This is a genomic window from Bacillota bacterium (assembly GCA_013178415.1).
Classification (GTDB): domain Bacteria; phylum Bacillota; class SHA-98; order Ch115; family Ch115; genus Ch115.
Window position 1 is genome coordinate 191313 of the sequence record JABLXA010000005.1, and the last position, 9165, is coordinate 200477.

Sequence of the window (9165 nt, forward strand, 5' to 3'; positions counted from 1 at the left end):
GGGGGAAACCCCCGAGGCGGGTGCCGCTATTTCCTGGGCAGTCCTCGGTGTTGGCCAGCCGCCGCTGAAGGACGGAAATGGCGGCTTACGGTCATTTCTTAAAATAGGAGGCGCTATATGGTGCTCAAGAAAGCAATAAAGATGTGGTATTGCTATGCGCTTCTGTTGCCGACACTTATCTTGCTCGTTGTTTTCAACTACTACCCAGCCATATCAGCCCTCTACCATTCCCTTTTCCGATGGGATGGGTTTACCGCCCCTGAATTTGTGGGGCTCAAGAATTTCGCGGAGCTTCTTTTCCATGATGAGGTGATGGCCATCTCAGGTCGGAACATCGCCATACTATCGGGCCTGAGAATAGTCATCGCCCTCACGGTTCCCCTTCTCGCCGCGGAGCTGGTATTCAACCTCAAGGGCCCGAAGGCAGGATATGCGTACCGGAGTCTCTTTGTTATACCCATGGTAGTGCCTGCCGTAGTCAATTTGCTGATCTGGAAATTCATCTATGATCCTAATTACGGGGTCCTGAATGAGGCCCTTCGCCTGCTTGGGCTGGGAAGGCTATCCCGCGCCTGGCTTGGAGATTATTCTGTGGCCCTTTATAGCATACTCTTTGTCGGCTTTCCCTGGATCTCAGGTCTGTGGTTCCTGATTTTTCTGGCGGGACTTCAGAATATCCCGCCAGATCTTTTTGATGCAGCCCTGATAGATGGCGCAAGCAGCCTCAGGCGGATAATCAATGTTGATATCCCCTGCATACTCGGCCAAATCAAGCTTGTGCTGATCCTGAGCATGATAAACGCGCTTCAAGGTTATGTGGGGATCATGATATTGACCAATGGCGGCCCTGGCAATAGCACCATGGTCCCCGGGCTTTACTTATACCAGAATGCCTTCTATTACAACAGAATGGGATATGGATGCGCTGTCGGCGTCATCCTTTTCGTTATCCTGTTCTCGCTCACATATGTGAATATGAAATACATACGGACATCTTCTGTTTATTGAGGAGGGCCGGCGGTGAGAAAAAGGGCGCTTCGAAGAAATCTAAGGGAGGGGATCTTACACCTCGCCATAATCCTCCTGGTTATCATGAGCTTCTATCCCTTTGTGTTCATGATCTTATCTTCGTTTAAATCCACAGAAGAGTTTTATCACAGCTTTTTCGGCCTGCCTCAGGGTCTGCTGTTTATGAACTATGTGAGCGCCTGGGCTGAAATCGCCCCTTACCTCCTGAATAGCGCCATCGTAAGCTGCGCTACCGTCCTGGGCATCGTCATTCTCGCTTCTGTTGACGCCTATGTCTTCGCAAGGTTCAGGTTCCCGGGCAGGGAAGCCATATTCATGCTCATAATAGCCCTGTTGATGATCCCGTCAATCCTCACTTTGATACCGGCTTTTCTCATTGTCAGAGATCTCGGCCTCCTAAATACATATGGCGCCCTGGTCCTGCCATACATTTCCGGAGGGCAAATCCTGGCCTTGTTTATCCTCAGGAGCTTCTTTGACTCTGTGCCCCAAGAACTCTTTGAGGCTGCCAAGATAGATGGCGCATCTGAGCCCCAGTGCTTTTGGAACATAGTGCTCCCGCTTTCAAAGCCCATACTCTTTACGGTGGGGATCCTGAGTTTCCAAAATTCCTGGAACGAATATGTCTGGCCGCTCGTAACCATAACTGAGAAGAAACTCCTTCCAATCACTGTAGGCCTGGTGACCTTTCAAACCAGATATATGGGAAGCGCCGCCTGGGGGCCGCTCTTTGCCGGTTATGCCATTGCGACAATACCGCTTGTTGCGCTGTTTTTATTCACGATGAAGTATTACATTGCAGGAATGACGAGCGGGGCTTTGAAACTCTGATCTACAGGAGTGCCGCCAGGAGTCGGGCCGCTGGGAGCAGGGCCGCTAGGAGCGTCATCGGAAGCCGGGCCGTCATGGGGTGCACACAGAGGGCGCAGCTAAGGAGGGTAGTTCGACATGAACGTGCTTCTTATAAGTCTAGATACCACCCGCGCTCAGAGCTTGAGCTGTTACGGCTGCAGCAAGCTTACATCTCCTCATCTAGATGCCCTGGCCAACGAAGGGGCAGTCTTTACCGAATGCTTTAGTACGCATATTCCTACGCATCCGGGCCATACCTGCATGTTTACTGGCATGGATGTCATGCGCCACCAGATAGTCTGCCAGGGCGGGGCAAAGGAACTCGATCCCGCGATCAAGACTCTGCCTGAGATACTTTCCAATCAAGGCTATTTTACGGCCGCCGCAGATAGTCTTGGCCGGTGGTTTTCACGGGGATTTCAAGTATATGAGCGATATTCGTGGCAGAAGGATGGCATCGTTGCCCCGAGGAAGGCTGAGGCGGTAAACAAAGTGGCGTTGAAGCTTCTCGAGGAGTGTGCGGCCCAAGATAAGCCGTGGTTTCTCTTTGTCCACTATTGGGATGCCCATACGCCGTACATCGTCCCTCCGCCGTTCGATCGGATGTTCTATGACGGGGACGAAACGGACCCCAATAATCACAGCATGGATCCGGTCTATGCCTGCGAGCCATTCCGAGACTATTTCCTTCAGTGGATGTTCACGCCGGATCCAGAGGAGCCCGGAAATCCTGAAAAATGGCGCAGGTGGACGGACCGGGGGTTCGTGAATGCTCTTTATCATAGCGCCATCGCCTATATGGATGTGGCCTTATGTGCCCTTTTCTACAAACTCGAGGAATTGAAGCTCGACGAAAAAACTCTTGTAGTTATCACCGCAGATCACGGTGAGGAGCTTGATGAGCATGGCCTCTGGTATGACCACCATGGCTTATACGACACCAATACCAGGATTCCTCTCATTCTGAGATGCCCGGGGACCATCCCAGCGGGACTGCGTCTGGGAGGGTTGGTCCGGCTCTTTGACCTGCCGCCTACTATTCTGGATTTCCTTGGGAAGGGGGATCTCATTTCTAAGTATGGTATGGAAGGGCATAGTCTGGTGCCTCTTATTTGTGGCGTAAACCAGGCTGGTACGTGTGATGAGCTCTATATGACGGAAGATACCTGGATGCGGAGACGTGCCATCCGCACGCGCCGGTGGCTTTTCATCCAGGAAGCGGTGGAAGGCGGGACTCCAGAGGTATACGGCAGGCCCTCAAAGGAGCTATATGATCTTGTCAATGACCCTGGCCAACTCCGAAATCTTGCTTTTGATCTTCCTGAGGTCGTGGCGGAACTTGAAGCGCATCTTATGAAATGGCGCGACCGTAGGATGCGCGAGACCGGGCTTCCGGATCCCATAGAGGAGCAGGGTATAACTCTTAGGCAGATCACAGTGACAGGTCCAAAGGCATCCCTGTCCCACAAAGAGAGACCTGTGGAACTTGAGGATAAAAGTGGGAGATTTGCTGGCTATGATAGGAGATAGACTTCATGATTGGAATTGGAGGAATCGAAATGCTCAAAGTTGCTGTTGTTGGGATGAGAGGCATTGGCAATATACATGCTGCTGCCTATCAGGCATCTCCACTAGCCAAGCTAGTGGCAGTCTGTGACCTCGTTAAGGAACGAGCTGACCAGGCGGCCGCCAGATTTGGGGTCAAGGCCTATTATGACCTTGAAAAGATGCTGGATATTGAGAAACCGGATATAGTAAGTGTGGCAACTGGCGGAGAGGAAAATGGCGGTGATCATTATGTCCCGGTGATGGCGGCCCTGGAGGCGGGGGCCCATGTCCTTTGCGAGAAGCCCATCTCCAACAGGATCGAGGAAGCACGGGCGATGGTGGCTAAAGCCAGGGAGAAAGGGGCTTATTTTGGCATAGACCTCAACCATAGGTTCGTGCCTCTGGCCGAACGTGCCAAGAGTTGGATCGAGGAAGGACGGCTTGGACATTTGCTTCTTATGAATATGACATTGTGGATAGACAATTCCAGGGATACCTCGCCATGGTTCCATATCCGTGCTCTTCATCCTCATTCGCTGGATGTGATGCGCTACTTTTGCGGGCCCATCACAAAAGTTCAGGCTTTCTTCAACCGCGCCCCCGGACGCGTATGCTATTCTAATGTGCAGATCAATATGGAGTTTGCCAGTGGTGTTATAGGCCACCTGACTGGCTCCTATGATGCTAATCAGCACCATAATCTTGAACGGGCAGAGGTTATGGGCACCGAGGGGAGGTTTTTCCTTAACAACTGTTTTGAGGAACTCGTCTTTTATCCCAGGCGGAGCGATGAATGCACTGTCATCCGGAATAGCATCATGGGCGGCATTGGAGATTTCCAGCAAACTATGTTCCGCCGCATTCATCGTTTTGTGGAACAGGTGTCCCAGGGTGTGCCCAAGGAGGAAATCGAGGCGTCCGGAGAGGATGGCCTCGCTGTTCAAGAGGTTATCGAGGCAGCGATTCGCTCATTCGAGACGGGGACTGTTGTGAATGTCCCGAGGCTTTGACCTGTTGCTATAGATCCCATACATAAAGGCCCATGTGCCCTTTTTGATGATACCCTGCGACAGGGGGAGTGGTTCATTTTATGCCATGAGATAGCTGTAATGGTGTAAAGGTATATGGTTATATGGTTGGTAAGAATCTGGAAGATTATATCAAGAGTCCGTGAGTGATTGAAGGACAAAGAAAGATACAAGGGGGTACCCTATTGTGGTAAGGTTTAAGAAGCGTCTTATAGACAGTATAACTTACGAAGCTGCCGCTGTTTTCGATGTGAATAACGACGGGATATTGGATATCGTATGTGGGGGGTACTGGTATAAAGGGCCTGAGTTCAGGGAGAAATACAAGATCTGTGATGTACAGCAGGTGGGCGATTACTACGATGATTTTTCAGATTATGGCATGGATGTAAACGGTGACGGCCGTCTTGATATTGTCACCGGCGGCTGGTGGGGTGAGACATTAAGGTGGCGAGAAAATCCTGGCAATGAAGGTGAATGGAAGGTCCATGACATTGATAAATGTGGCTCTATAGAAACAATCCGGTTTATAGACATAGACAATTGCGGTATTCCAGAAGTCTTTCCGAACACCCCTGGTAAACCACAAGCGTTTTATAAGCTCATTACTGATACTGAAGGGAAAGGAACGGGCAGATTTGAGAAGTATACGATAGGGACAGAACCAAGCGGCCATGGGATGGGATTTGGTGACATCAATGGTGACGGCAGAGTGGACGTGATTCTATCGAGAGGATGGCTTGAGCAGCCTGAAGACCCGTTTGAAACGCCCTGGAGATTCCATCCTGAATTTGATCTTGGTGTAGCGAGTATACCCATTCTTTCGTATGACATCACTGGAAACGGACATTGCGATCTCATTGTAGGTCAAGCTCATAATTACGGCCTGGCATGGTGGGAGCAGAAGATAAACAGTGGTGGAGCAAGGAGGTGGGAAAAGCATGAGATTGATAATCAGGTATCCCAGTATCACGATATGTGGCTTAAAGATATTGATGGAGATGGTGAGCCTGAACTCATAACCGGGAAGCGATACTGGGCACATTGTGGGCGTGACCCGGGAGAGAACGACCCATTGGGCATATATTATTTTAAGATAAATGGAGGTCGTTTTGAAAAGTACATTATCGACTATGGCCCGCCTGGTGAGGGATCAGGTTGTGGTATTTACTTCTGGGTAGAGGATCTGAACGGAGATGGGCGACCCGATATAGTCGCTCCAGGAAAGGATGGGCTCTATCTTTTTGAGAACCTCGGGGCTACGGATATCTAATGCGGTACTCCGGCGTTTATATGCTGTTCGAAGCAAAAGCCAAAACTAAAATAACTACGGGGTGGTGTCAAAATGAGGAAGATTGCCATTATCGGAGCTGGCAGCATCGTCTTCTGCAAGACTTTCATGCTGGACATAATGGGAACTAAGAGCCTTGAAGATACACAGTTCGCATTGATGGCCCCCAGTAAGACCAAGACACCGTATGTTGAGGCATTCGCAAAAAGGGTAATTGAGAAGAACGGCCTCAAATCCGAGGTATATATTACGACGGATATGCGAGATGCCCTGAAGGACGCGAAATACGTCATCGCGACATTTCAGGTTGGCGGTGTCACAGCATTTGAGTATGACTATAAGATCCCTTTGAAATATGGAGTGGACCAGTGTATCGGTGACACCTTAGGGCCGGGCGGGATCTTCCGGGCTCTCCGAAGTATACCTGTAGCCATGGAAATGGCGAAGCTTGTGGAGGAGGTTTGTCCTGATGCGCTCATCCTCAACTATGTAAACCCTATGGCAATGGTCTGCTGGGCACTTGGCGAGACAAATGTCAAGTTCGTAGGTCTCTGTCATGGGGTGCAGACGACACTTGACCTTATTGCTGGGTATGTTGGAGTTCCTAAAGAAGAGATTGATTACGTGTGTGCCGGGATAAACCACATGGCGTGGTTCTTGAAGCTTGAAAGGAATGGGCAGGACCTTTACCCGATCCTGAGGGAGAGATTTGAGAGGCCGGAGTACTATGTGAATGAAAAGGTTCGTGGTGAAGTCTTTCGGCATTTCGGTTATTTTATGACTGAGTCTACAGGACACCTTTCCGAGTATGTCCCATGGTTCAGGAGTAGTAAGAGGGCGCTTGAGCTATACTGTGACGAACCTGCCTTCGGTGGGGAGTCCGGCGCATACTATAAATGGTGTAAGGCTGTAGCAGATAAGTACAATGAGCGCGATATTCTTGCTGATGAGCCTACCACCCTGCCCCCGAGGAGTAATGAATACTGCTCTTACGTAATAGAGGCGCTCGAGACTGGAAAGACGTTCAGGTTCAATGGAAACGTGAAAAATGAGGGGATGATCACAAATCTTCCTCCGGATTGCTGTGCAGAAGGCCCGATTTTTGCAGATGGTGCGGGGCTCCATAAGACTATCGTAGGAGATCTCCCACCTCAGTGCGCAGCGCTAAACATTACGAACATAAATGTCCAGCGCCTTGCCGTCCAGGCCGCTTTAACAGGAGACACGGAGGCTATAGTACATGCATGCGCCATGGACCCACTTACGAGTTCTGTGCTAACACTGAAAGAGATACGGGACATGGTAGCTGAGATGCTTGAAGCAGAAAAGAAGTGGCTCCCGCAGTTTGAAGGTAAGACCATAAGAAGAACATCCATAATAAGCATACCCAAGGACGTAAGAAGGGCTCAGGTGCCAATAGACCCTGCCCTTGCAATCTTTGCCCGGTTCGGTGAACTAGCGAGGGAGGAATAGGCCATACAAGGTTCCGGTTAAGAGAGGCTAATTTGTAGTAATCAATAGGTATGGGCTGCCATGTTGTGTTCTCCGTTCATAAAGGTGACCTGTAGACGGGAGAGCATCGAAAAGGAGTGTCAGGCAAGATGGACAAAATAAAGATCGGATTTGTAGGCGTGGGTTTTATGGGACAACTCGCTCACTTATCGAATTATGCAGTGCTTGATGACTGTGAAGTCGTAGCAATTGCTGAGCCTCGAAGGGAGCTTGCAGAAAAGGTTGCACGCCGATATGGGGTTGGTAAGATATATAGAGACCATAGAGAGCTCCTTGAGAAGTGCGATGTGGATGCGATAGTTGCCGCCCAGCCTTACAGGCGCCATTTCGCAATCATCCCCGATATACTCGAGGCAGGGAAACCTGTTCTTACAGAGAAGCCTCTCGCTCTTACTGTTGAAGCAGGGGAGAGACTTGTAAAACTCGCCGAAGAGAAGGGCATTCTCCACATGTTAGGGTATCACAAGAGGTCAGATCTCGCGGTAGAATATGCAAAGAAGCTCGTAGATGAATGGAAGGCAAGTGGGGAATTGGGCAGGATGAGATTTGTAAGAATAACGATGCCCCCGGGAGATTGGGTTGGCGGGGGAGCTTCTGGACTAATAAGGACGGATGAACCGCAGCCTGTAGGGGAATTGGAGCCTATGCCTGAGTATTTCGACAAAGAGGCCGCAGAAGCATATGATGCCTTTGTCAACTATTACATTCACCAGGTAAATATGATGAGGTTCATGTTGGGTGAACATTACGAAGTGAGCTTTGCTGACCGCTCCGGGGTTCTACTCGCTGTGGAGAGTGTGAGTGGGGTATGCGGAACGATAGAAATGGCTCCTTACGTCACATCAGTAGACTGGCAGGAGGAGATTTTTGTAGGATTCGAAAGAGGATATATAAAGGTGGAACTTCCGGCCCCACTTGCGAGCCAGCAAGCAGGCAGGGTCACCGTGATGCGCGATACTGGTAAGGATGTTCCGATCACAATCCAGCCCAGTCTCCCGAAGGTATCGGCTATGCGACAGCAGGCGAGGAATTTTCTGGCTGCGGTTCGCGGAGATAGACTTGCTCCCTGTGATTCGAAGGAGGCTCTTGAAGACTTGAAGATTGCTCGCAGGTATATCGAACTGCACATGAGTCGCTGAACTTGGTATCTCGGATGAGAGGCAGGCTCTTGAGACGCCCCGCCATTGGGAAGAGCCCCTCAAAGTCACCTGTATGCTCTGGGGGGCTCCGTCTCTAGAGGAATCATCGATGTCCGCTAGCATGGCTGGCGTTAACTGCAGCTTTGTCCCAGAAACTAAGTCATTTGGCGGGAAAACGTTAGATCGGAAGAGGAGATCATAGAATGCCGGGAATGTGGCTGGGCGGTAACGTGGCGAAACTACCATAGGACATTTCGCGATAAGCAACTGTTTGGTGCCAATGCAGTTGATGTGTTCAAGGACTATATTCGGAGATTTCAAAGGGCCAAGACCCCTCAAGAAAAGATGCTTGCCATCGATAGGCTTATTCACGAATTCCATACAGGTCTGAAGGAATATGGCCGGCCCGTGGTTGTAAATCTGATAGAAGGCAAACTGCGGGATGTGATTGGTTTCCTCGATAAGTTGACCCATGGCAGTGGCAGCGCAACAGGATTGAGCGATTCCCACGCCATCTGGCGTAAAAAACTCACCTCAACCTCATGGTCAGAGAGCTTCTTTGAGATGGACGAATGAACAGCGCGTCCGTGGCAAACCCTTCGTTTTGTATCTTCATGAGTAACCCCTTTCCTCAGGAGAGGGTGCACGACAATTCTGTGAGGAGTAAATTGGTACTTCAGGGTAGAAATTACTTTGAATCGAAATGACGCCGCCCTGCTGTTCGTGGTGTTTTTGTTCATAGCTCCGGCCGCGCGGCTATTCGCCA

The 9165-nt window shown here is 50.2% G+C and carries 8 protein-coding genes; all 8 read left to right on the plus strand.

Annotated features, from left to right (window positions below; translation table 11 throughout):
* Window positions 1-117 precede the first annotated feature (117 nt).
* Window positions 118-1008, plus strand: a complete 891-nt coding sequence (locus HPY52_06645; protein NPV79942.1) for a sugar ABC transporter permease — start codon at window positions 118-120, stop codon at window positions 1006-1008.
* A gap of 12 nt (window positions 1009-1020) precedes the next feature.
* Window positions 1021-1860, plus strand: a complete 840-nt coding sequence (locus HPY52_06650) for a carbohydrate ABC transporter permease (protein ID NPV79943.1) — start codon at window positions 1021-1023, stop codon at window positions 1858-1860.
* 117 nt (window positions 1861-1977) lie between these two features.
* Window positions 1978-3411, plus strand: a complete 1434-nt coding sequence (locus HPY52_06655) for a sulfatase (GenBank protein ID NPV79944.1) — start codon at window positions 1978-1980, stop codon at window positions 3409-3411.
* A 29-nt stretch (window positions 3412-3440) separates the two neighbouring features.
* Window positions 3441-4439, plus strand: coding sequence for a Gfo/Idh/MocA family oxidoreductase (locus HPY52_06660; protein NPV79945.1), 999 nt, complete (start codon window positions 3441-3443; stop codon window positions 4437-4439).
* Between the two features lie 205 nt (window positions 4440-4644).
* Window positions 4645-5730 (plus strand): VCBS repeat-containing protein, encoded by a 1086-nt coding sequence (locus tag HPY52_06665; GenBank protein ID NPV79946.1) that lies wholly within the window; start codon window positions 4645-4647, stop codon window positions 5728-5730.
* 72 nt (window positions 5731-5802) lie between these two features.
* Window positions 5803-7221, plus strand: coding sequence for an alpha-galactosidase (gene melA / locus HPY52_06670; protein NPV79947.1), 1419 nt, complete (start codon window positions 5803-5805; stop codon window positions 7219-7221).
* 128 nt (window positions 7222-7349) lie between these two features.
* Entirely contained in the window at window positions 7350-8399 is a 1050-nt protein-coding gene (locus HPY52_06675) for a Gfo/Idh/MocA family oxidoreductase (GenBank protein NPV79948.1), read from the plus strand.
* 291 nt (window positions 8400-8690) lie between these two features.
* A complete protein-coding gene (locus tag HPY52_06680; GenBank protein ID NPV79949.1) occupies window positions 8691-8975 on the plus strand; it encodes a hypothetical protein in 285 nt (94 codons plus the stop codon).
* Window positions 8976-9165 lie beyond the last annotated feature (190 nt).

Bases quoted from the DNA above. Each gene is read 5' to 3' on its own strand.
- HPY52_06645 (NPV79942.1), top strand. From the start codon at position 118: ATGGTGCTCAAGAAAGCAATAAAGATGTGGTATTGCTATGCGCTTCTG.
- HPY52_06655 (NPV79944.1), top strand. From the start codon at position 1,978: ATGAACGTGCTTCTTATAAGTCTAGATACCACCCGCGCTCAGAGCTTG.
- HPY52_06660 (NPV79945.1), top strand. From the start codon at position 3,441: ATGCTCAAAGTTGCTGTTGTTGGGATGAGAGGCATTGGCAATATACAT.
- melA (NPV79947.1), top strand. From the start codon at position 5,803: ATGAGGAAGATTGCCATTATCGGAGCTGGCAGCATCGTCTTCTGCAAG.
- HPY52_06675 (NPV79948.1), top strand. From the start codon at position 7,350: ATGGACAAAATAAAGATCGGATTTGTAGGCGTGGGTTTTATGGGACAA.